Consider the following 22,424-nt stretch of genomic DNA (forward strand, 5'->3'; position numbering starts at 1 on the left):
CTCAAGCAGGAACATGACTGCGGCCCCGCCCCGGAACCGGGACGGGGCCGCAGGAGGTCACTCCCACTCGATGGTGCCCGGCGGCTTGCTCGTCACGTCGAGCACCACGCGGTTGACCTCACGCACCTCGTTGGTGATGCGCGTCGAGATGGTCGACAGCACGTCGTACGGCAGGCGGGTCCAGTCCGCCGTCATCGCGTCCTCGGACGAGACCGGGCGCAGCACGATCGGGTGGCCGTAGGTGCGGCCGTCGCCCTGGACGCCCACCGAGCGGACGTCGGCGAGCAGCACGACCGGGCACTGCCAGATCTCGTTGTCCAGGCCGGCCTTCGTCAGCTCCTCGCGGGCGATGGCGTCCGCACGGCGCAGGATCTCCAGGCGCTCGGCCGTGATCTCGCCGACGATCCGGATACCCAGCCCCGGACCCGGGAACGGCTGGCGCGAGACGATCTCCTCGGGCACGCCGAGCTCGCGGCCCACCGCACGGACCTCGTCCTTGAACAGGGTGCGCAGCGGCTCGACGAGGTCGAAGTCCAGGTCGTCGGGCAGGCCGCCCACGTTGTGGTGGCTCTTGATGTTGGCGGCGCCCTCGCCGCCGCCCGACTCCACGACGTCCGGGTACAGGGTGCCCTGCACCAGGAACTTCACGTCCTCGCCGTGCTCGCCGGCCTCGGCGACGATGTCCCGCTGCGCGTCCTCGAAGACGCGGATGAACTCGCGGCCGATGATCTTGCGCTTGGTCTCCGGGTCGCTGACGCCCGCGAGCGCCGTCAGGAAGCGCTCCTTCTCGTCGCGGACGATGAGGCGGACGCCGGTCGAGGCGACGAAGTCGTTCTCGATCTGCTCGACCTCGCCGGCACGCATGAGGCCGTGGTCCACGTGCACGCAGGTGAGCTGGTCCCCGACGGCCCGCTGCACGAGCGCGGCGGCGACGGCGGAGTCGACGCCGCCGGACAGCGCGCAGATGACGCGGGAGGTGCCGATCTGCGCCTTGATGGCGGCGACCTGGTCGGCGATGACGTTGCCGGGGGTCCAGTCGGGCTTGAGCCCTGCGCCCTCGTAGAGGAAGTGCTCGAGCACGGTCTGGCCGTGCGCGGAGTGCTTCACCTCGGGGTGCCACTGCACGCCGTAGAGGCGGCGGCGGGTGTCCTCGAACGCGGCGACGGGAGCGCCGACCGACGTCGCGAGCACCTCGAACCCGACGGGGGCCTTGTGCACGGCGTCGCCGTGGCTCATCCACGCCGTCTGGTGCTCGGGGGTGCCGGCGAGCAGCACGCCGGAGGAGCACACCTCGACCTCGGTGCCGCCGAACTCGCTCAGGCCGGTCTGGGCGACCTCGCCGCCGAGCGCCTGCGCCATGGCCTGGAAGCCGTAGCAGATGCCCATGACCGGCACGCCGGCCTCGAACAGCTTGGGATCGACGAACGGGGCGCCCGCCGCGTACACGGAGGACGGACCGCCGGACAGGATGATGGCCGCCGGGTCCTTGGCGAGCATCTGCTCGACCGTGAACGTGTGGGGCACGATCTCCGAGTACACCTTCGCCTCGCGCACCCGGCGCGCGATCAGCTGGGCGTACTGCGCGCCGAAGTCGACGACGATGACCGGGCGGGGGGTCTGGGGCTGATTCTCTGGCTGACCGGAGGTAGCGGTGGCGGGTGACGTCACGAGCACAAGTCTAAGTGCCGGGCGGCGGCTCGGCGTCTCGCACCTGTGTTACGTCCCGCACCTCGTCGTCGGCCCGGTAGCGCGTCACCACTCCGCGAACGAGCCGTCGGCGTGCCGCCAGACAGGGTTGCGCCAGCGGTGACCCTCCACCGCGCGCTCCCGCACGTAGTCCTCGTCCACCTCGATCCCGAGGCCCGGGCCCTGCGGGATCGCCACGGAGCCTGCCTCGTAGGCGAAGACTGACGGGTCGACCAGATAGTCCAGCAGGTCGTTCGAGGTGTTGTAGTGGATGCCGAGGCTCTGCTCCTGGATCACCGCGTTGTAGGCGACGGCGTCGAGCTGAAGGCAGGCCGCGAGCGCGATCGGGCCGAGCGGGCAGTGCGGGGCGACGGCGATGTCGTAGGCCTCGGCCATGGCCGCGATCTTGCGGACCTCGGTGATGCCGCCGGCGTGCGAGAGGTCCGGCTGGATGATGTCGACGACGCCCGACGTGATGACGTCCTTGAAGTCCCACCGGGAGTACAGCCGCTCGCCGAGCGCGATCGGCGTGGCCGAGTTGCGCAGCACGTCGGCGATCCCGTCCACGTGCTCCGTCAGCACCGGCTCCTCGACGAACATCAGGTGGTACGGCGCCAGCGCATCGAGCAGGACGCGGGCCATGGGGCGGTGCACCCGTCCGTGGAAGTCGACGCCGATGCCGATGTCCGGGCCGACCGCCTCCCGCACCGCCGCGACGTTGGCGACGACCTTCTCCACCTTGTCGCGCGAGTCGAGGTACTGCAGCTCCTCCGGGCCGTTCATCTTGATCGCCGAGAACCCGCGCTCGACCGCGGCCTTGGCCTGGGCCGCCGTCTCGGCGGGGCGGTCGCCGCCGATCCAGGAGTAGACCTTGATGCGGTCACGGAGCCGGCCGCCGAGCAGGTCGTGCACCGGGACGCCGAGCGCCTTGCCCTTGATGTCCCAGAGCGCCTGGTCGATACCGGCGAGCGCACTCATGTGGATGCCGCCGCCCCGGTAGAACCCCGAGCGGTACAGGACCGTCCAGTGCTCCTCGATCCGCCGGGGGTCCTGGCCGATCAGGTAGTCGGACAGCTCCTCGACGGCGGCCGCGACGCTCGCGGCGCGGCCCTCCAGCACCGGCTCGCCCCAGCCGACTATGCCTTCGTCGGTCTCGATCTTGAGGAAGAGCCAGCGGGGCGGGACGGCATAGGTCGTCATCGACGTGATCTTCACGGCAGGCCTCTCAGCTTCTTCTGTGGCTTGTGTCGTCGGTCGTGCGGCGGGCTCGTGCCGCGGGACTGTGCTGCGTGGGGGTGTGCCGCGTGGCTGTGCCGCGGCTAGGCGGTGGCGGCGGACCAGATCCGGACCAGCTCGGCGGCCCGGGTGCCGACCACGTCCGGCGGATCGCCCGGGCGGTAGAGGGACGTGCCGATGCCCGCGCCGGCCGCACCCGCGCGCGCCCAGCTGCTGAGGTTCCCGGCGTCGACGCCGCCGACGGGCACGAGGGCGGTGCCCGCCGGCAGGACGCTCGCCCATGCGCGCATGCCGTCGATGCCGACCGCCGAGCTGGGGAAGAGCTTGACGGCGCGCGCCCCGGCATCGAGCGCGACGAACGCCTCGGTAGGAGTCGCCGCCCCGGGGTAGCTGTCGAGGCCGAGCCGGACGGTCTCGGCGACGACGTCGGGCCGGGTGTTCGGCGAGACGATGAGGGAGGCACCGGCGTCGGCGGCGCGGCGGACGTCGTCCGGGGTGAGCACCGTGCCGGCACCGACCCGGCGCTCCGCCGGGCCTGCCGCCCGGATCCGGCGGATCGACTCGAGCGGGTCCGGGGAGTTGCACGGCACCTCGACGGCGTCGAACCCCGCGGCGAAGATCGCCTCCGCCACGGCGACCGCCTCGCCGGGCGTCACCCCGCGCAGGATGGCCACGAGGCCTGTGGAGCGGGAGGTCATACGGGCTGGTCCTTCCTCGTCGGGTTGCCTGGTGAGGTGCTCGCCGGAGTGGCCGACGACGTCGCCGGCGGGCGTACGACAAGGCCGGCGGAGAGCGCGACGCCCCACAGCCCGCGGGCCGCGGCGTCCTCCCCGACGGTGCGGACGGAGGCCCCGCCCCGCTCCAGCGCGAAGCGGTAGCGGTGCTCGGTCGCCGGTGGCCCACAAAGCGCGACGACGCCGGCCGGGGTGCCGCGCAGCATGTGCCGCACCTCGGAGCCGACCAGCAGGCCCGAGACGTAGTCGGCGATCTCAGAGGGGTCGAGCCGGCCTGCGAGGGCGAGCGGCCGCGCCGTGAAGAGCAGGGCGGCCAGACCCCGCTCCTCACCGCGGGCGTCCTCGGCGTCGAGCCCGCGGGTGAACGCCTCGGTGACCGCGGTGCCCGGTTCTCCCGTCGCGAGCCGCGCGAGGATGCTGTCCCGCATCAGCAGGCCGTAGAGCTCGCCGGTCATGGCGGTGGTGAAGCCCGTGACACGGGTGCCGTCGAGACGCACCCACTTGGAGTGCGTGCCGGGAAGGACCACCGTCGCCGGGCCCTCCGGGACCTCGGACAGCGCTCCGACGAGCTGTACCTCCTCGCCCCGCAGCACGTCCGGGTCGGGACGGTCGACCCGCAGGCCGGGGACCAGGTGGACCACCGACTCCCCGGCGGGCACCACCGTCAGGTGCTCGGCCAGCTCGCCGAGATCCGCCGGGACGTCGAGATAGCCGGCGTCGGCCCAGCCGTGGTTGGACCCCGCCATCCCCGCGCACAGCACGGGCACCCCGGGGTGCTCGTCGAGCCAGGACCGGCACAGCCGCCGGAACGTCTCCTCGAACGCGAGGGCCCGCACCCGTGCCGAGTCGGATCGCCCGGAGACGGTAAGTGCGCCGTCGGCAGTCCGGACGCTGTCGAGCACCGAGCCCGTGCCGTCCAGGAGCCAGGCGCGGAACGTGGTGGTCCCCCAGTCGAGTGCGACCAGCGCGGCGTCGCGCCTCGGTCCGTCGTCAGCCATGTTCCGGACGGTAGGAGCAACGTCCCGACTATGCGAACCACGTCCCTATTATCGGGATACGGTGGCCGGGTGACCGGCCCATCCGACGCTCCCCCGGGCACCCAGACGCTCGCCCGCGGCATCGCCGTCGTCGACGCGGTAGCCCGCGGCAGATCCCGGCTGCGCGAGATCGCGGAGGAGACCGGAGTCGGCCGCAGCACCACGCATCGCCTGCTGCAGCTGCTCCTCGCCACGGGCTACCTCCGGCAGCTCGACGACGGCGCGTACGCGCTCGGCCCCGCTCTGATCGAGCTCGGCTACCAGGCGCTGCAGGAGAACCCGGTGACCGCCATCGCGGCGCCCGTGCTGCGCACGCTGGCCGAGCGGGTCCACGACACCGTCCACCTCGCGATCGAGGACCGGGGACAGGTGCTCTACCTGGACAAGATCCCGGGCACCCGCGGGGCCGTCATGCGCTCGCAGATCGGGCACCGCATGCCGTTGACCCGGACCGGCATCGGCAAGGCGCTGCTCCTCGACAGCCCGGAGCGCTGGAGCGACCGGTTCCTCGCGGAGCGGCCGGTCACCGCAGGGCAGGGGCTCGCACAGGATGTCCTGACGGTCGACGCGTTCGTGCAGGTCATGCATGCATCGGCCGGCCGCGGGGTGGCGTTCGACCTGGAGGAGAACGAACCCGGCATCCTCTGCGTCGCGGCGCCGGTCCGGGACACGTCGGGCTCGATCGTCGCGGCCATCAGCGTCACGGCCACCCGGCCGTACATGCCGCCGGAACGCCTCGAGACGCTCGCGCCCGTCGTGCACGACGCCGCCGCCCGGATCTCGGCGGGCCTGGGCTGGCGGCTGAGCTAGGACTCCCGCGCCCACCCAGGGATCTGGCCCAGAACTCGCGTGAGTTCGGGCCCGATCCCTGGGTAGGCGCCGCCCGGGACCAGCCGCGGGGAGACCAGCGGCCGAGGGCTACTCGTGCTGCCAGCTGTGCCAGAGCTTCGCGTACTCGCCGCCCGCGGCGACCAGCTCGTCGTGCGGGCCGATCTCGGTGATGCGGCCGCCGTCGAGCACTGCCACCCGGTCCGCGTCGTGCGCGGTGTGGAGGCGGTGCGCGATGGCCACGACCGTGCGCCCGTCGAGCACCGCGTTGAGCGAGCGCTCGAGGTGCCGGGCCGCGCGGGGGTCCAGCAGCGACGTCGCCTCGTCGAGCACCAGCGTGTGCGGGTCGAGCAGCACGAGCCGGGCGAGCGCGATCTGCTGCGCCTGGGCCGGGGTGAGCTTGTACCCGCCCGAGCCGACCTCCGTCGCGAGACCGTCGTCGAGCGACTCGACCCAGCCGTGCGCGTCGACCGCCCGCAGCGCGTCCATCAGCTCGTCGTCGCCGGCGTCGATCTTCGCGAGCCGCAGGTTCTCCGCCAGTGACCCCACGAACACGTGGTGCTCCTGGGTCACGAGCGCCACGTGCTTGCGCAGGTCTTCCAGAGGCAGGTCCACGAGCGGGACGCCACCGACCTTCACCGTGCCGCCGGTGGGCGGGTGGATGCCGGCCAGCATCCGGCCGAGGGTCGACTTGCCCGAGCCCGAGGGACCGACGATCGCCAGCCGCTCCCCCACCCGCAGGTCGAGGTCGATGCCGTGCAGCACGTCGGTGCCCGCCCGGTAGGCATAGCGGACGTCGACGCCGCGCACTTCCTCGTCGGCCGGTACCGCGTCGCCCGCCGTACGGTCGGCCGGCACCAGGCGGACGCCGATGATCCGCGACAGGGAGGTCGCGGCCACCTGGATCTCGTCGAGCCAGAAGATGAGCTCCCAGATCGGCCCCTGCAGCTGGTAGGCGTACATGACGATCGTGGCGACCATGCCGATGGTCACCGTGCCCTGGGACGCCAGGAAGCTACCCCAGACGAGCACCGTGATGGGCGCGAGCATGAACGCGAAGTCCACACCCGGGAACAGCACGGTCCGCAGGTTGAGGGTGCCGAGCTCCGCCTCGAAGGCCTCGTGCAGGTCCTCGTCGCCACGTGTGGTCCGCCGGCGGCCGATCCGGAGCGCGTCGATCGTGCGCGCGCCCTCCACCGACTCGGTGACCGTTCCGTCGAGCTGCGCGTACGCGGCGGACTCCCGCTGGTAGGCAGGCGTCGCCCGCTTGAGGTACCAGCGCGCCACCGTGACGAGCACCGGGACGCCCACGAACATACCCAGCGCCACCAGCGGCGACACGACCATGCTCATCACCACCGTCAGCACGAGCGTGACCACGGCGATCACCAGGCGCGGCACGCCGAAGCGCACGGCGTTCTGGATCCGGCCGACGTCGCGCGTCGTGCGGGCGATGAGGTCGCCGGTACCGGCGGTCTCGACGGTGGACAGCGGCAGTGCGGTGACGGTCTCGACGAACTCCTCGCGCATGTCGGCGAAGACCGTCTCGCCGAACACCATGGCGCGCCGCTGCGCGAACCGGGTGATCAGCGCCTGCAGCACCACGGCGGCGGCCGCGACGAGCACCAGGTTGCGCGCCACCTCGACGGTGGTCCCGCCGGTGACCGCGTCGATGAGCTTGCCCAGCATCAACGGGCCGACCAGACCGGCGACGGCGGCCACCGTGTTCGCCACGGTGATGACGACCAGGGGCGCCCGGTGCCGCGCGAGCAGCCCGCGGGTGTACCGCCAGGTCTCTGCGGCGTCCGCGATCGGCAGGATCTTTCCGGTGCTCATGCCGTGCCTCCTTCCTGTGCGTTGGCGGTGTCCAGCAGCTCGTCGAGCTCCAGGTCGAGGTCGTCGTCCAGCGACCGGCCCACGACCCGGCGGTAGCGGGCCGCCTCACGCCCACCCTCCGCACCGGTGGGCAGATCCAGCAGCTCGCGGTGCGTCCCGTGCGTGACGACGCTCCCGCCCTCCAGGAAGATCACGTCGTCCACGTGGTCGAGCACCAGGGGGCTCGCCGTGACGATCAGGGTGGTCCTGCCACGACGCCAGTCGGTGAGCCGCTGCGCGATGCGCGCCTCGGTATGGGCGTCGACCGCCGACGTCGGCTCGATCAGCACCAGGATCTCGGGATCGGTGAGGAGCGCCCGGGCCAGCGCGACCCGCTGCCGCTGACCGCCGGACAGCGAGCGCCCCTTCTCCGGGATCTCGCCCTCGATACCGTCTGGCAGCGAGTCCAGCACGTCGTGCGCGTCGGCGATGTACATGGCGCGCAGCAGGGCCTCGGCGGTCGCCGAGTCCCGCACGTCGAGCTCGCCCGCGAGCCTGCCCGAGAACAGCGACGGCGTCGCGTCCGCGACGACCACGCGTTCCCGCAGCTCGTCCTTGTCGAGCTCGGCCAGCCGGACGCCGCCGAGCGTGACCGGGGTGCCCGCCTCGCCCTCGTCGTCGAACCGCCCCATCCGGATCGCCACGTCCGCCGACTCGTCGGGGTCCGCGCTCACCAGCGCGACCACCCGACCGGGCCGGAGGGTGACGCCGGACGTCTCGTCGACCAGCGGGACGCCGGCCGGCGGCATCTCCGCGGTCGAGACGTCCGCACCGGTGGCCGGGACGACCTGCAGCACCTTGATCACCTTGCCCGCCGCGACGTGCGCCTTGGTCACCACGTTCACCGACTGCACGAGCAGGTGGACGGGCCACGACAGGAAAGACGCGTACCCGTAGAACGCGACGAGCTGACCCGTGGTGATCCGCCCCGCGATGGCCTCGACGGCGCCGAGGTACACGACGAGCGCGATGAAGAGCCCCGGCAGCAGGATCTGCAGGGCGTCGAGCACCGACTGGGTGCCCGCGACGTCGACACCGGTCTGGCGCACCTTCTGCGACTGCGCCCGGTACCGGCCCGTGAAGACCTTCTCACCGCCGATGCCGCGCAGGACCCGCAGGCCGGAGACGGTGTCGGCACCGAGCGTGGTGAGCCGGCCCTGTGCGTCGCGCTGCTCCTTCTGCCGCTTCTGCAGCGGCTTGACCAGCAGGGCGAGGATGGCGGCGACCACGGGTAGCCCGAGCGCGATGACGAGACCCAGCGTGAGCGACTGGTTGAGCATCAGCACCACGACGATGCCGTAGGTGGCGATGCTGCCGATCGTCTGCGCGGCGATGCCGAAGATCTCACCGATGCGCATCGTGTCGTTGGCTACCGACGACACCACCTCACCGGTGGGCAGCTCCTTGGTGATGTTGTGCCCGGACCGCGACACGGTGCGCGTCACCAGCTGGGACGTGCGGAACGCCGCCTGCATCCACGCCGCGATGTCCCACCGGTGCCCGATCGCGTTGGCCGCGATCCACACCAGGCCGACGCCGAGCATCAGAACGGCCCAGCTCCACGTGGTCCGGTCGAGACCCGACACGGAGGCGCTGTCGATGATCCGCCCCAGGAAGAACGGCTGGAAGGCGCTGCAGGTGAAGCCCACGACGCCGAACAGCATCGCGACGAGCAGCACCCGGACCTGCTTCCGGGCAAGCCACAGGAGCAGGGTGATCGGTCCGCGCAGCGGCGGGGTGCCGGGATCGGCAAAGGGGAGGGAGCGCACGACCAACACCGTACGGAGGACCACTGACATTGATCCACGCTTTATCCACACGGCAGAGCCGACGGCAGGGAGCACCCCCGGAAGAGGCATATCCTCGATGGTTGTGAGTACCCCTCAGACCACACCCGACATCTCCGCCGAGGCCGCGGCCGTCGCGATCCGCAAGGCCCGCAGCGCCATGGCCCGCTACCGCTTCATGGCGCTCGTCACCGGTGTCATGCTGCTGATCCTCTGCGTCGAGCTGGGCATCAAGTACGGCCTGGGTGCGCTGACCGACGTCGAGGGCGTCATGCCCTTCATCGCCTGGGTGCCGTTCGCGCACGGCTGGATCTACGTCGTGTACCTGGTCACCGTCGCGGACCTCTGGTCGAAGATGCGCTGGGGCTTCGGCCGCCTGGTCACGATGGTGATCGCCGGCGTCGTCCCGGTGATGTCGTTCGTGCTCGAGAAGAAGATCCACACCGAGGCCGAGGCGAAGCTCGTCGCGCTGGAGAAGCGCTACCTGGTCTGACGCAGCTCGGCGCGCAGACGGGGTCCGATCAGCTCGAGGATCTCGGCGCCCGGCTCGTCATCGTCCGGCAGCATCTCGACGAACGCCGTGGCGACGAGGTCGTCGACCTCGGGGGCGGACCCGAGCTCGGCCTCGAAGAAGTCGAGCACCGCCCGCACCTCCGCCACGGGATCCGCAGCCGCGGACGTGAACAGCCGGAGCGCCTCGGCCCGCTCCTCGTCGGTCCAGTCGTCGTCGATCTCGAGGGACGCCCCGCCGGTGAGCAGCGAGACCGCCCGCTCGGCGACGTCGCCGAGGAACGGGTGCGCCAGCACCTCGTCGTGGTAGCCGTAGCGCTCGGCATCGGCCAGCGGCCGGAGCGCGGGCACCGCCTGGAGCAGCCGGTCGAGGAACGCGGCGACCGCCGGCTCGTTCCGGTGGTCGCGGTCCTGGTCGAGCGCGGCCCGCACCCGCGGGCCCAGCCCGTCGGCGATCTCCCCGCCTGGCTGACCGGGCGACGGGACGTGGATCAGATAGGCGCTGACGATGTCCTCGCCGACGACCGGCGGCCCGGCCTCCAGCAGCGCGCCCAGCGCGACCATCGCCTCGCGAGCCGCCAGGTCACCGGCCTGCACCCGCGCCACGAGCGCCGCCGAGACCAGCTCCATCACGAACCCGTCGGTCATCAGGTCGGCGTCGAGGCCGGCGTCCAGCCCGGCCCGCACCTCGCTCCCCGCGACCTCCCGGGCGAGCGGCACGGCGGCGAGCACCGTGTGCTCCAGCCAGGCGGACCCGGTCCAGGGTCCGGTCCGCGATCCGGTGTCAGTCATCGTCGTCCTCCAGCCTCGGCGCCTGCCGCAGGTAGCCATCCTCGCGCATCCCTGGGCACCCGGACGGCGAGCGCGGAGCACCTGGTTCAATGCGAAGGTGAACGCCTACGACTTCGACGCCCTCACCGCCGACCGTCTACGCGCCAACGGCAGCCTCAAGTGGACGGCCTTCCCCGACAAGATCGGGGCCTGGGTCGCAGAGATGGACTTCCCGGTCGCGCCCCCGATCGCCGCCGCGCTCCACGACGCCGTGGACCGCAGCATGTTCGGCTACCTCCCGCCGCACCTGGTGACGGGGACTGCCGAGGCGTACGCGGCGTTCGCCGCGGACCGGTACGCCTGGACCGTGGACCCGGCACGGGTGCGCCCGGTGTCCGACGTGCTGACCGCGCTGGTGCACACCATCATGCACTTCTCGCGCCCCGGTTCGCCGGTCATCGTGCCCTCCCCCTCGTACATGCCGTTCCAGACCCTGCCGGGCGAGCTGGGCCGCGAGCTCATCCAGGTGCCGATGCTGCGCGACGCCGACGGCCGGTACACGTACGACCTGGACGCGCTCGACGACGCGTTCCGGGCGGGCGGTCACCTGCTGGTGCTGTGCAACCCGCACAACCCGGTCGGCCGGGTCCTCGAACCCGACGAGATGCTGGCCGTCGCCGAGGTCGTCGACCGCCACGGCGGGCGCGTCTTCTCCGACGAGATCCACGCCCCGCTGGTCCACCCGGGCCGCAGGCACGTCCCGTACGCCTCCCTGAACGAGACGACGGCGGGCCACACCCTCACCGCGACCTCGGCCTCGAAGGCCTGGAACCTGCCAGGCCTCAAGTGCGCGCAGGTCGTCCTGTCCAACGACACCGACGTGAAGCTCTGGAACGAGGCAGGCGCCGAACGCATCGAGGAGAGTGCGTCGACGCCGGGCATGCTGGCCAACCGGGTCGCCTACACCGAGGGCCGGGACTGGCTGGACGGCCTCGTCGCCTACCTGCACGGCAACGTCACGCGGCTGGGTGAGCTGCTCGACGGGACCGGGATCGGCTACCGCGCGCCCGAGGGGACCTACCTGACCTGGCTGGACTGCCGGGGGCTGGAGCTCCCGGGCGGGCCCGGGAGCGCGGCCGCCCATTTCCGCGAGCGGGCGGGCGTCGTCCTGGTCGACGGAAGTGAGTGCGGCGGTGCCGGACGGGGTTTCGTGCGGCTGAACGCGGCGATGCCACGCCCGATCCTGGAGCAGGCGGTCGGTCAGATGCTGGAGAGCCTGGACCGCTGACCAGCGTTCGGGTCACGCGGACGGCAGTCCCGCGATCCCCGTGTCGGCGTCGGTGGGCTCGCCGCCCCGGCGTCCGCCGGCCATCTCGTCCCGCACCAGGCGGATCCACAGGAGCACGGCGAACCCGCCGAACACCCACCACTGGAGCGCGTAGAACACGTTCTGCAGGTTGGCGCCCGACCCGCCGTCGATGGTGGGTCTCGGCAGGGCCGCGACTCCCCCGCTCTCGGGTGAGCCCGGGCCCGCGTTCGCGACGAGGTAGCCCGTGTAGATCGGCCCGCCCCACTCGTTGACGAGCGCGCTGAGGGCGATCTGCTCGGTCTGCCCGTCCACCACGGCGGCACTGCCCGACGTCGACTCGCCCACCTGGAGCCAGCCGGTCAGCGTGACCTCGCCCTCGGGCAGGGTCAGCGCCTCTGCGTCGGCGGGCGCTGCCACCCAGCCCTGGACCACTGCGAGCACCGGCGCACCCGAGAGATCGGCCCAGGAGGCGCCGCCTGTCCCGTCGTCGGTCACCCGGAAAGGGGTCAGCACGAGGTAACCGGTGTGCCCCTCCAGGACGCGGCCGGGGACGAGCAGGGTGCCGGAGTCCTCGAACTCACCGGCCACCCGGACCTCGCGTCCCACGAGCTCGCCGGGAAAGCTCTCCTGCGGCGTCAGCACGTCACCCAGCCACGACGGCCCGGCGGCCACGGCCTCCGCGGCCGCCTGCTGGGCGGCCAGCTCCGCACGCTCGTACGCGCGGTCCAGCTGCCATGCGCCGAGCCTGCCGCACACGAGCGCCGCCAGCACGAACACCAGCAGCAGGCCGATCATGCGGGGCTGCCGAGCGACCTGGAGGAAGGTGCGGCGCTCGGGGTGCGCATCGGCGTCGGACGCCGTCTGCGTGGGTGTGCTGGAGGCACTGACAGGCATGACGTCAACGGTAGCCGCCCACCGAGGTGTCAGAAGCACAGGTCGCCCCTGTGAGCCCGACGTCTCACATCTCACACACGGGGGTCCGGGCGGTCCTATCGCGTGCCGAGCAGTTCTGCGTTCGAATGATTGAGCAGACAACCCGGTACAGATCCCGCACGTAGTTCCCGTAGGAGTGTGAGCGATGACCACGACAGCAGCCCCCGACTCCACCGCCACCGGATGGCGCGCCACCGGCGTCGCCGAGCTGGAGCCCGCCGAGCTGGAGCGCCTCGATGCGTGGTGGCGGGCGGCGAACTTTCTCTCGGTCGGGCAGATCTACCTGCTCGACAACCCGCTCCTGCGTGAGCCGCTGACCCGGGACCACGTCAAGCCGCGCCTGCTGGGCCACTGGGGCACGACACCGGGCCTGAACTTTCTGTACGCGCACCTGAACCGGGCGATCAAGGAACGGCAGCAGCAGACCGTGTACGTGACCGGACCGGGCCACGGCGGGCCGGGCCTGGTCGCCTCCGCGTACCTGGACGGAACCTACTCCGAGGTCTACAGCGACATCACGCAGGACACGGAGGGCGTCAAGCGCCTGTTTCGCCAGTTCTCGTTCCCGGGCGGGATCCCGAGCCACGTCGCACCGGAGACACCGGGTTCGATCCATGAGGGCGGTGAGCTGGGCTACGCGCTCAGCCACGCCTACGGCGCCGCGTTCGACAACCCCGACCTGCTGGTCGCCGCCGTGGTGGGGGACGGCGAGGCGGAGACCGGCCCGCTGGCCACCTCGTGGCACTCGAACAAGTTCGTCAACCCGGGCCAGGACGGTGTCGTGCTGCCGATCCTGCACCTCAACGGGTACAAGATCGCCAACCCGACCGTCCTGGCACGGATCCCGCAGGACGAGCTGCGCGACTTGATGGTGGGGTACGGGCACAGGCCGTACTTCTTCACGGTGGAGGACGGTTCGCAGGAGTCGCCCGCCGAGTTCCACGCGCGGTTCGCCGCGCTGTTGGACGAGGTGCTGGACGAGATCGCCGGGATCAAGGCCCGTGCCGCCGGCGGTGACCTGAGCCGTCCCGCGTGGCCGATGATCGTGTTCCGCACGCCGAAGGGGTGGAGCGGCCCGGCGGAGATCGACGGCAAGAAGACGACGGGTTCGTGGCGTGCGCACCAGGTGCCGCTCGCGAACGCCCGGGACACCGACGAGCACCTGCGCGTGCTCGAGCAATGGCTGAGGTCCTACCGTCCGGAGGAGCTGTTCGACGACGACGGCCGCGTGCTGCCCGAGATCGCCGCCCTGGCCCCGGAGGGCGAGCTGCGGATGAGCGCGACCCCGCACGCGAACGGCGGGCTGCTGCTCAAGGACCTGCGCCTGCCGGACTTCCGCAAGTACGCCGTCGACGTGCCGGTGCCCGGCGGGTCGTCGTCGGAGGCGCCGCGGGTGCTGGGTGAGTGGCTCACCGACGTGATCCGGCTCAACCCGCACAACTTCCGCATCTTCGGGCCGGACGAGGTCGCGTCCAACCGGCTGCAGGCCGTGTACGACACGACCGACAAGCAGTGGAACGCCGAGTACATCGGCCCGGAGGTGGACGACCACATGGCCCGCGCGGGCCGGGTCATGGAGATGCTGAGCGAGCACCAGGTCCAGGGCTGGCTGGAGGGCTACCTCCTGACGGGCCGGCACGGGCTGCTGACCAGCTATGAGGCGTTCATCCACATCATCGACTCGATGTTCAACCAGCACGCGAAGTGGCTCAAGGTCACCAACGACATCCCGTGGCGGCGACCGATCGCATCGTTGAACTACCTGCTGTCCAGTCATGTGTGGCGGCAGGACCACAACGGGTTCAGCCACCAGGACCCCGGGTTCATCGACCACGTCGTGAACAAGAAGGCCGAGATCGTGCGGGTCTACCTCCCGCCGGACGCCAACACCCTGCTCAGCACGTACGACCACTGCCTACGCAGCCGCCAGTACGTCAACGTCGTGGTCGCGGGCAAGCAGCCGGCGCCGAACTTCCTCGACATGGAGTCCGCGATCGAGCACTGCACGCGCGGCCTCGGTATCTGGGAGTGGGCCGGCACGGAGAAGGCTGGTGAGAAGCCCGACGTCGTCCTGGGCTGCGCGGGCGACGTGCCGACCATGGAGGTCCTGGCCGCGGCGGACATCCTGCGCCGCGAGCTGCCCGAGCTGAAGGTCCGCGTGATCAACGTGGTGGATCTGATGCGGTTGCAAGACGCGTCCGAGCACCCGCACGGTCTGAAGGACTCCGAGTTCGACGGCCTGTTCACCAACGACCGGCCGATCATCTTCGCCTACCACGGGTACCCGTGGCTCATCCACCGCCTGACCTACCGGCGTGCGGGCCACCCGAATATCCACGTGCGGGGGTACAAGGAGGAGGGCACCACGACGACGCCGTTCGACATGGTCATGCTCAACGACCTGGACCGGTACCACCTTGTGATCGATGTCATCGACCGGGTTCCCTCGCTCGGTAGCGCCCAGGCCGGGCTGCGTCAGCGCATGCAGGACGCGCGGCTTCGTGCGCGTGCCTGGACCCGCGAGCACGGCGACGACATCCCCGAGGTGCGCGACTGGGTCTGGCCGGACGCCCAGGACCTGGCCGACGGCGGCCAGGTTGACGCTACGCTCGGCACCGGTGGAGACAACGAGTAGCAGCAGATCTCGCCATGCGAGATCCGGCGCCACGCGAGACCGAACAGAGCGAACACGGAGCCACATGTGACCGGCGCAACCCGCAGCATCGTCATCGCGAGCCCGGAGGGCGAGAGCGGAAAGTCGACGGTCGCGCTGGGCGTCCTCGACCTGCTGGTCCGCAAGGGCCAGCGGGTGGGGGTCTTCCGGCCGGTCTCGCGGGCGAGCGAGGCCGAGGACACGAGCGGCAAACGCGATCACGTCCTCGAGCTCCTCCTGGAGCACGACGGCGTCGACATCGCCTACGACGACGCCGTCGGCGTGACCTACGCGGACCTGCACGCCGACCCCGAGGCCGCGCTGAGCCGCATCGTGTCCCGGTTCCACGACCTGGCCGGGCGCTGCGACTCGGTCGTGGTGCTCGGTACCGACTACACCGACGTCGCGGGCCCCACCGAGCTCTCGTTCAACGCGCGGATCGCGGCGAACCTCGGCGCCCCGGTGCTGCTCGTGGTCTCGGGCCGCGAGCGCACCCCCGACGGCATCCGTGCCCTGGCCGACGTGAGTCTCGCTGAGCTGGCGGCACACCACGCGCAGGCGATCGGGCTGGTCGTCAACCGCGCGGACACCCACAGCGCCCTGGACGTGCGGACGCTGCTGGCCGAGGCGCAGCCCGACCTGCCCGTCTGGACGATCCCCGAGGAGCCGTTCCTGCAGGCCCCGACCGTCGGCCAGCTCCTGGAGGCGGTGGACGGCACGCTCGTCCTGGGTGATCCCGAGCTGCTGGGCCGCGAGGCGCTCGAGCTGCAGGTCGGCGCCATGAGCTTCGAGCACCTGCTCGAACGGCTGACCGACGGCGCGGTGGTCATCACCCCGGGCGACCGGATCGACCTCCTGATCGGGCTGCTGGCCACGCACATGACGCCGTCGTTCCCGTCGCTGGCCGGGATCATCCTCAACGGCGGGTTCTACCCGCAGGGCCGTCCGGCCGAGCTGCTGGAGGCGATGCGGCCCAAGCTGCCGATCATCACCACGGAGCTCGGCACCTACCGCACGGCCCGCGCCGCGGCCACGACCCGCGGCCGCGTGGACAAGGGTTCGGTGCGCAAGGTCGAGACGGCCCGGGCGCTGTTCGAGCGCAACGTCGACTCCGCCGCGCTGGCCGCCCGCCTCGACCTGCCGCGGCCGGAGGTCGTCACGCCGCTCATGTTCGAGTACCAGCTCATCGAGCGGGCACGCGCCGACCGCCGGCACATCGTGCTGCCCGAGGGCAGCGACGACCGGATCCTGCGTGCCGCTTCGACGGTGCTGGCCCGCCACATCGCTGACCTCACGATCCTGGGCTCCGACGAGTCGGTCCGCGCCCGTGCTGCCGAGCTGGGCCTCGACATCGAGGCCGCTCGCGTGCTGTCGCCGCACGACCCGGAGCACGTGGAGAAGTTCGCCGCGGAGTACACCCGGCTGCGCGCCCACAAGGGCATGACGGTCGAGCGCGCGCGGGAGATCGTCACGGACGTCTCCTACTTCGGCACGATGATGGTCCACCTCGGCCTCGCCGACGGGATGGTCTCGGGCGCCGCGCACTCGACCGCGCACACCATCCGGCCGTCGTTCGAGATCATCAAGACGAAGCCCGGCACGTCGTCGGTGTCCTCGGTCTTCCTCATGTGTCTCGAGGACCGGGTGCTCGTGTACGGCGACTGCGCCGTCATCCCCGATCCGACGTCGGCCGAGCTCGCCGACATCGCCATCTCCTCGGCGGCCACCGCCCGGCAGTTCGGCGTCGAACCGCGCATCGCGATGCTCTCCTACTCCACCGGCACGTCCGGCACGGGCGCCGACGTCGACAAGGTGCGCACCGCCACCGAGCTCGTCCGGGAGCGCATCACCCAGGCCGACATGGAGCTCGACGTGGAGGGCCCCATCCAGTACGACGCCGCGGTGGACGCCTCGGTCGCCGCGTCCAAGCTGCCCGGGTCCGACGTCGCCGGACGCGCCACCGTGTTCGTCTTCCCCGACCTGAACACCGGCAACAACACCTACAAGGCGGTGCAGCGGTCGGCGGGCGCTGTCGCCGTCGGCCCGGTGCTGCAGGGCCTGAACAAGCCGGTGAACGACCTGTCCCGCGGCGCGCTCGTCCAGGACATCGTGAACACGGTGGCGATCACGGCGATCCAGGCCCAGACCAAGGAGTCCGCATGACCCTCACCCCAACCGATCACTCGCTGCGCTCCCGATCGGCCGGGGACCCCGAGACACGCACCGTCCTCGTCCTCAACTCCGGCTCCTCCTCGCTGAAGTACCAGCTGGTCGACCCCGCGTCGGGCGACGCTCTCGCCGGAGGCATCGTCGAGCGCATCGGCGAGGCCACCGGGAAGGTCAAGCACGAGGCAAAGGGCGAGCAGGTCGTGCGCGACCTGCCGGTACCGGACCACGGCGAGGCGCTCCGGATCGTCATGGGCCTGTTCGACGAGGTGGGTCCGTCCCTCGCGGAGGCGGGCATCGCCGCCGTCGGGCACCGGGTGGTGCACGGCGGCGAGGTGTTCAGCGCCCCCACCCTGATCGACGACGACGTCGTCGCCGGGGTACGCGATCTCATCCCGCTGGCACCGTTGCACAACCCGGCCAACGTCACGGGCATCGAGGTGGCGCGCGAGCTGCTGCACGTGCCGCACGTCGCCGTGTTCGACACGGCGTTCTTCACGACGCTCCCCAAGGCCGCCTCGACCTACGCGCTGGACCGCAAGGTCGCCGCTGACCACGGCGTGCGCCGCTACGGGTTCCACGGGACGTCGCACCAGTTCGTGTCGTCGGCGGTCGCCGAGCATCCGGCGGTCCTCGCCAAGCTGGCGGCCGAAGGACGCGGCCCCGAGACGCTGCGCCAGGTGGTGCTGCACCTCGGCAACGGCGCGTCGGCGTCGGCGGTGCTGGGTGGCGCGCCGGTCGACACCTCGATGGGCCTGACGCCGCTCGAAGGCCTCGTCATGGGTACCCGCTCCGGCGACCTGGACGCGGGCATCATCTTCCACCTGGTGCGCGGCGGGATGTCCGGCGACGAGGTGGACACCCTGCTCAACAAGCGTTCGGGCCTGCTGGGCATGTCCGGGGTGGGCGACATGCGCGAGCTGCAGAAGCTCGTCGCGAGCGGTGACCAGGACGCGCGTCTCGCGCTCGACGTCTACCTGCACCGGCTGCGCAAGTACGTGGGCGCGTACGCGGCGGTGCTGGGCGGTATCGACGTGCTGACGTTCACCGCCGGCGTCGGCGAGAACGACCACCGCATCCGTTCCGGAGTGGTGCGCGGGCTGAAGTTCCTGGGCCTGACCGTCGACCCGGCGGCCAACGAGACCCGGTCGGACGAGGCGCGCGTGATCTCGGTCCGGAAGCCCGCCGAGCCTGGCTCACCGGCCGAGCCGCACTCGCTGGTCGAGCCTGTCGAGACCCCCCTCGTCATGGTCGTCCCGACCAACGAGGAGCTGGCGATCGCACGCCAGACGATGGCTCTGGTCGAGGACTGACAGCGCACCAACCGCAGTGCGGCGCCTCCGGGTCGTAGGTATCCGAAGGGCCGGAGGCTTGACGTCCGCGGCCTCGCCGAGGAGGATCACCACATCCATGATGACGTCAACATCGGTTCGCTCGCGAGCAGATGTTCACGTGAACATTCACCCGGCAGGTCCCGAATCGTCGCATTGACGCGAGAGGAGGGCTCAACGATGAGCTCGATCAGAAGGAACACAGGACGACGGCGCGCAGGCGCCGTCCTGACGGCGAGCGCGCTGCTGGCGGCGGGGCTGGCCCCGGCGACGGCGAACGCCCAGCCCGACGAACCCCAGAGCGCCACCGCCGCGGCCGCGAGCGCAGCGGGGGTGACGGTGCGCCCCGACCCGTCGTACGCGGGAGAGCCCTTCGAGGGCTGGGGCACCAGCCTCGTCTGGTTCGCCAACGCCACGGGCGGCTACCCGGACGAGATCCGGAACGAGCTCGCCGACATGCTGTTCGGCGAGGACGGCATGAACCTGAACATCGCCCGGTACAACATCGGCGGCGGCAACGCCCCCGACGTCCCGGACTACCTGCGCGCCGGCGCCGACGTCGAGGGCTGGTGGAAGGCGCCCGAGGGCACCACCCGCGAGGACGTCGACTGGTGGGACCCGGCGAACCCGGACCACTGGAACCCGGACGCCGACGCCACGCAGCGCTGGTGGGTGGACCGCATCAAGGACGACATCACGCACTGGGAGACGTTCAGCAACTCCCCGCCGTGGTTCCAGACGGTCAGCGGCTACGTCTCCGGCGGTTTCGACGCGAACCAGGACCAGCTCAAGCCCGAGAGCATCGAGGAGTTCGCCGCCTACGTCGTCGGCGCGACCGAACGCCTCGAGGACGCGCACGGGATCGACGTCGACACCATCGACGCGTTCAACGAGCCGAACACGAACTACTGGGGCACCAAGCTCGGCGCCGACGGCAACCCGACGGGCGGCCGCCAGGAGGGCGCCCACATGGGGCCCGAGCTGCAGCAGCAGGTGATCCCGGTGCTCGCCGACGCCATCGGCGGCTCGACGACGGAAGCCCGGATCTCCGCGATGGACGAGACGAACCCGGGTAAGTTCGCGACCAACTGGAACGCGTACCCCGACGCGGTGCGCGACCAGGTATCCCAGCTGAACGTGCACACGTACGGCACCGGGCAGCGCACCACCGTGCGTGACATCGCCAAGGGCGAGGACAAGCCCCTGTGGATGAGCGAGGTCGGTGGCTCCTGGTCCACCACGGGGCAGAACTTCGAGTCGATGGAGTCCGGCCTGGGCAGCGCGCACCAGATCATGGACGACCTGCGCGAGCTCGAGCCGTCCGCGTGGGTGTTCTGGCAGCCCGTCGAGGACTACGACAACATGGCGCCCGGCGGCGAGAGCCCCGAGGGCGGCAACTGGGGCGAGATCCAGATCCCGTTCTCCTGCACCGCTGAGGACACGCTGGAGACGTGCCCCATCTACACGAACACCAAGTACTGGGTCACCCAGAACTTCACGCACTACATCACGCCCGGTGACCGCCTGATCGGCGTCGACGACACCGACAGCACCGCCGCCGTGTCCGCCTCGGGCGACGCAGCGACCGTCGTGCACGTCAACGACACCACCGCGGACCGCGACGTCACGCTCGACCTCTCCGGCTTCGGGAACGTCGCCTCCGACGCGACCGTCACACCCGTCGTGACCAGCGTCGACGGTTACCTCGTCGAGGGCACGCCGGTGGCCGTGCAGGACGCCGCCGCGACGCTCACCGTGCCCGCGGAGTCCGTCACGACGTTCCTGGTCGACGGCGTCTCCGGCGTCGCGGACGACGCCCCGCTGGCACAGGACGGCCACGTGTACCGGATCGACGGCGTGCAGTCCGACCTGTCGCTGGCACCCGACGGCGACGGCGGCGTGCAGATCTCCACCGACGACCCGGCAGCAGCCGGGCAGCTGTGGACGCTCACCGACCTGGGCGCTCCCGAGGGTTCCGGGACCCACCGCACGCGGTACGCGGTGACCAACGTCGGAACCGGCGAGCAGCTCGCGGTCACCGCGGACGGTTCCGCGGTGCTCGTCGACTCCCCCGCCGACCCTGCCGACACCCCGGACACCGCACGCTGGGTGCTCTCCACCACCGGGGACGGCACGTACACCCTGGTCAACGTGGTTGCGCGCACGGTGCTCGAGGTGGGCGGCGAGGCACGGGCGGACGGATCTCCCGTCGGCACCTACCTCGCCAACTCCAACGCCAACCAGCGCTGGGCGATAGTCGACGAGACGGTGCTGGGCACCACGCCGGTCGACGCGTTCACCCGCCCGGGGACGACGCCGGAGCTGCCGGAGACCGTCACCCCGATCTACCCGGACGGGGCGCGCGGCGCACTGCCCGTGACCTGGGACCTGCCCGGCGACGAGACGTGGGCGCAGGCCGGGATCGTCGAGGTCACCGGCGCCGTGGCCATCCCGGCAGGCGGCACCGTCGAGGCGACCGCGACGGTCGTCGTCGACATCCTGGAGCGGACCCTGCCCGCCCAGGGCGCCGCCTACATCGGTGGTTCCGCCGAGCTGCCCGCGACGGTCACCGCGATCGCCGCTGGCGGCGCGTCCGTGGAGCGCCCGGTCACGTGGGAGGAGGCGCCCGACGGCGCGTTCGACGAGCGCGGCGCCGTCGAGCTGCAGGGCACCGCCGACGCCGGCGACTCGAACACCCTGCCCGCGACCGTCCGGGTACTGGTAGCGGAGCCCGGCGAGGCGAACGTGGCCCTCACGGAGGGCACCACGGCGTCGGCCACCTACACCGAGCCCGGCTACCCGGCCGAGAACGTCATCAACGGCGACCTGGACGACAAGGGCTGGTCCAACTGGCGTTCCGGCACCAAGAACGCGCAGGACACGCTGACCGTCACGCTGCCGACGGAGCGCGACGTGACGCGCGTCGTCACCCGCTTCTTCCGCGACGGCGGCCACCTGAGCTGGGCGCGCACGGTGGCGCTCGAGGCCCAGGTCGACGGCGTGTGGCAAGCCGTGGGAGACCCGGTCCCGGTGACGTCCGACGGCGCCGCGCCGGTCGTCGACCTCCCCGCGGACGTGCGCGCGGACGCCGTCCGGGTGGTCATGACCGCCCAGGAGAACGTGCACATGATCGTCAGCGAGATCGAGGTCATGGCGAAGGTCCCGGGCGAGGCCGCACCGCTCTGGGAGTCGTCGGTGCGGTATCGCTCGGGTGACGAGGTCTTCCACGACGGGGCGTACTACCGGGCCGCCTGGACCACCAAGCAGGAGCCGAGTGGTGCGGCGTACGGACCGTGGCAGGAGACCCTCCGGGCCGGGGACGGCACAGCCGTGTGGACGCCGTCGCGGATCTTCGTGCGGGGCGACGTCGTGGTGCACGACGGCGAGCAGTACCGGGCGAAGTGGTGGACCCGCAACCAGGAGCCCGGGGACCGGTTCGGACCGTGGCAGGTCGCCGGGTCGTGACCTGACCGGTGCGAGTCCTGCGGCCCTGACTCGACGTACCTGGTACGTCGAGCCAGGGCCGCAGGCCTGTCTGATCGCCCACCGGACCGCGCGTAGGCTCGCC

The 22,424-nt window shown here is 71.5% G+C and carries 15 protein-coding genes; 7 read left to right on the plus strand and 8 right to left on the minus strand.

The features are described from left to right. Window positions 1-57: 57 nt before the first annotated feature. The 4 genes from guaA to ACNYC2_RS24055 all read right to left on the minus strand — a co-directional run bounded on the left by guaA (window position 58) and on the right by ACNYC2_RS24055 (window position 4,654). Window positions 58-1,668, minus strand: a complete 1,611-nt coding sequence (gene guaA / locus ACNYC2_RS24040; protein WP_419704202.1) for a glutamine-hydrolyzing GMP synthase — start codon at window positions 1,666-1,668, stop codon at window positions 58-60. Between the two features lie 84 nt (window positions 1,669-1,752). Further along, on the minus strand, window positions 1,753-2,901 hold the full coding sequence (dgoD, locus tag ACNYC2_RS24045; protein WP_419704203.1) for a galactonate dehydratase: 1,149 nt from the start codon (window positions 2,899-2,901) through the stop codon (window positions 1,753-1,755). Between the two features lie 104 nt (window positions 2,902-3,005). Beyond that, complete coding sequence (locus tag ACNYC2_RS24050) at window positions 3,006-3,620, minus strand: 2-dehydro-3-deoxy-6-phosphogalactonate aldolase (RefSeq protein WP_419704204.1); 615 nt, start codon at window positions 3,618-3,620, stop codon at window positions 3,006-3,008. Then, the gene (locus ACNYC2_RS24055; protein ID WP_419704205.1) at window positions 3,617-4,654 is read right to left on the minus strand and encodes a 2-dehydro-3-deoxygalactonokinase; all 1,038 of its coding nucleotides are present in this window, start codon (window positions 4,652-4,654) and stop codon (window positions 3,617-3,619) included. Before ACNYC2_RS24055 ends, ACNYC2_RS24050 begins: the two co-directional genes overlap by 4 nt. Window positions 4,655-4,723: 69 nt before the next feature. Here ACNYC2_RS24055 and ACNYC2_RS24060 point away from each other — a divergent pair, with 69 nt between their 5' ends. Beyond that, on the plus strand, window positions 4,724-5,503 hold the full coding sequence (locus tag ACNYC2_RS24060) for an IclR family transcriptional regulator (protein ID WP_419704206.1): 780 nt from the start codon (window positions 4,724-4,726) through the stop codon (window positions 5,501-5,503). Between the two features lie 108 nt (window positions 5,504-5,611). Here ACNYC2_RS24060 and ACNYC2_RS24065 read toward each other — a convergent pair whose 3' ends face one another. After that, the gene (locus tag ACNYC2_RS24065) at window positions 5,612-7,357 is read right to left on the minus strand and encodes an ABC transporter ATP-binding protein (RefSeq protein WP_419704207.1); all 1,746 of its coding nucleotides are present in this window, start codon (window positions 7,355-7,357) and stop codon (window positions 5,612-5,614) included. Then, on the minus strand, window positions 7,354-9,195 hold the full coding sequence (locus ACNYC2_RS24070) for an ABC transporter ATP-binding protein (protein WP_419704208.1): 1,842 nt from the start codon (window positions 9,193-9,195) through the stop codon (window positions 7,354-7,356). The genes ACNYC2_RS24065 and ACNYC2_RS24070 overlap by 4 nt, the downstream gene beginning before the upstream one ends. Window positions 9,196-9,262: 67 nt before the next feature. Here ACNYC2_RS24070 and ACNYC2_RS24075 point away from each other — a divergent pair, with 67 nt between their 5' ends. Beyond that, window positions 9,263-9,676: a DUF3817 domain-containing protein gene (locus ACNYC2_RS24075; RefSeq protein WP_419704209.1), complete on the plus strand. Its 414-nt coding sequence runs from the start codon at window positions 9,263-9,265 to the stop codon at window positions 9,674-9,676. On the opposite strand, the gene ACNYC2_RS24080 is transcribed toward ACNYC2_RS24075, so the two are convergent. Next, window positions 9,664-10,485, minus strand: a complete 822-nt coding sequence (locus ACNYC2_RS24080; RefSeq protein ID WP_419704210.1) for a hypothetical protein — start codon at window positions 10,483-10,485, stop codon at window positions 9,664-9,666. The two genes, ACNYC2_RS24075 and ACNYC2_RS24080, sit on opposite strands and share 13 nt — an antisense overlap. A gap of 97 nt (window positions 10,486-10,582) precedes the next feature. Between ACNYC2_RS24080 and ACNYC2_RS24085 the strand changes: the two genes are divergently transcribed. Then, on the plus strand, window positions 10,583-11,752 hold the full coding sequence (locus tag ACNYC2_RS24085; RefSeq protein WP_419704211.1) for a MalY/PatB family protein: 1,170 nt from the start codon (window positions 10,583-10,585) through the stop codon (window positions 11,750-11,752). Window positions 11,753-11,764: 12 nt separating this feature from the next. Here the strand turns inward: ACNYC2_RS24085 and ACNYC2_RS24090 are convergent, their stop codons facing one another. Next, window positions 11,765-12,667 (minus strand): SURF1 family protein, encoded by a 903-nt coding sequence (locus ACNYC2_RS24090; RefSeq protein WP_419704212.1) that lies wholly within the window; start codon window positions 12,665-12,667, stop codon window positions 11,765-11,767. A 184-nt stretch (window positions 12,668-12,851) separates the two neighbouring features. Here ACNYC2_RS24090 and ACNYC2_RS24095 point away from each other — a divergent pair, with 184 nt between their 5' ends. The 4 genes from ACNYC2_RS24095 to ACNYC2_RS24110 all read left to right on the plus strand — a co-directional run bounded on the left by ACNYC2_RS24095 (window position 12,852) and on the right by ACNYC2_RS24110 (window position 22,321). Next, window positions 12,852-15,341 carry a phosphoketolase gene (locus ACNYC2_RS24095; protein WP_419704213.1) on the plus strand — a complete coding sequence of 830 codons (2,490 nt, stop codon included), beginning with the start codon at window positions 12,852-12,854 and terminating at the stop codon, window positions 15,339-15,341. Window positions 15,342-15,407: 66 nt separating this feature from the next. Continuing rightward, entirely contained in the window at window positions 15,408-17,522 is a 2,115-nt protein-coding gene (gene pta / locus ACNYC2_RS24100; RefSeq protein WP_419704214.1) for a phosphate acetyltransferase, read from the plus strand. Next, on the plus strand, window positions 17,519-18,838 hold the full coding sequence (locus tag ACNYC2_RS24105) for an acetate/propionate family kinase (RefSeq protein ID WP_419704215.1): 1,320 nt from the start codon (window positions 17,519-17,521) through the stop codon (window positions 18,836-18,838). The genes pta and ACNYC2_RS24105 overlap by 4 nt, the downstream gene beginning before the upstream one ends. A 198-nt stretch (window positions 18,839-19,036) precedes the next feature. After that, on the plus strand, window positions 19,037-22,321 hold the full coding sequence (locus tag ACNYC2_RS24110) for an Ig-like domain-containing protein (protein WP_419704216.1): 3,285 nt from the start codon (window positions 19,037-19,039) through the stop codon (window positions 22,319-22,321). The last annotated feature ends 103 nt before the right edge of the window (window positions 22,322-22,424 follow it).

The organism is Promicromonospora sp. NFX87, from assembly GCF_048564965.1.
Taxonomy (GTDB): Bacteria; Actinomycetota; Actinomycetes; order Actinomycetales; family Cellulomonadaceae; genus Promicromonospora.

Coding starts and splice junctions, on each gene's coding strand:
- ACNYC2_RS24105 (WP_419704215.1), top strand. CDS start 17,519: ATGACCCTCACCCCAACCGATCACTCGCTGCGCTCCCGATCGGCCGGG.
- ACNYC2_RS24065 (WP_419704207.1), bottom strand. CDS start 7,357: ATGAGCACCGGAAAGATCCTGCCGATCGCGGACGCCGCAGAGACCTGG.
- ACNYC2_RS24070 (WP_419704208.1), bottom strand. CDS start 9,195: ATGTCAGTGGTCCTCCGTACGGTGTTGGTCGTGCGCTCCCTCCCCTTT.
- ACNYC2_RS24080 (WP_419704210.1), bottom strand. CDS start 10,485: ATGACTGACACCGGATCGCGGACCGGACCCTGGACCGGGTCCGCCTGG.
- ACNYC2_RS24055 (WP_419704205.1), bottom strand. CDS start 4,654: ATGGCTGACGACGGACCGAGGCGCGACGCCGCGCTGGTCGCACTCGAC.
- ACNYC2_RS24075 (WP_419704209.1), top strand. CDS start 9,263: ATGGTTGTGAGTACCCCTCAGACCACACCCGACATCTCCGCCGAGGCC.
- ACNYC2_RS24095 (WP_419704213.1), top strand. CDS start 12,852: ATGACCACGACAGCAGCCCCCGACTCCACCGCCACCGGATGGCGCGCC.
- ACNYC2_RS24090 (WP_419704212.1), bottom strand. CDS start 12,667: ATGCCTGTCAGTGCCTCCAGCACACCCACGCAGACGGCGTCCGACGCC.
- ACNYC2_RS24050 (WP_419704204.1), bottom strand. CDS start 3,620: ATGACCTCCCGCTCCACAGGCCTCGTGGCCATCCTGCGCGGGGTGACG.
- ACNYC2_RS24110 (WP_419704216.1), top strand. CDS start 19,037: ATGAGCTCGATCAGAAGGAACACAGGACGACGGCGCGCAGGCGCCGTC.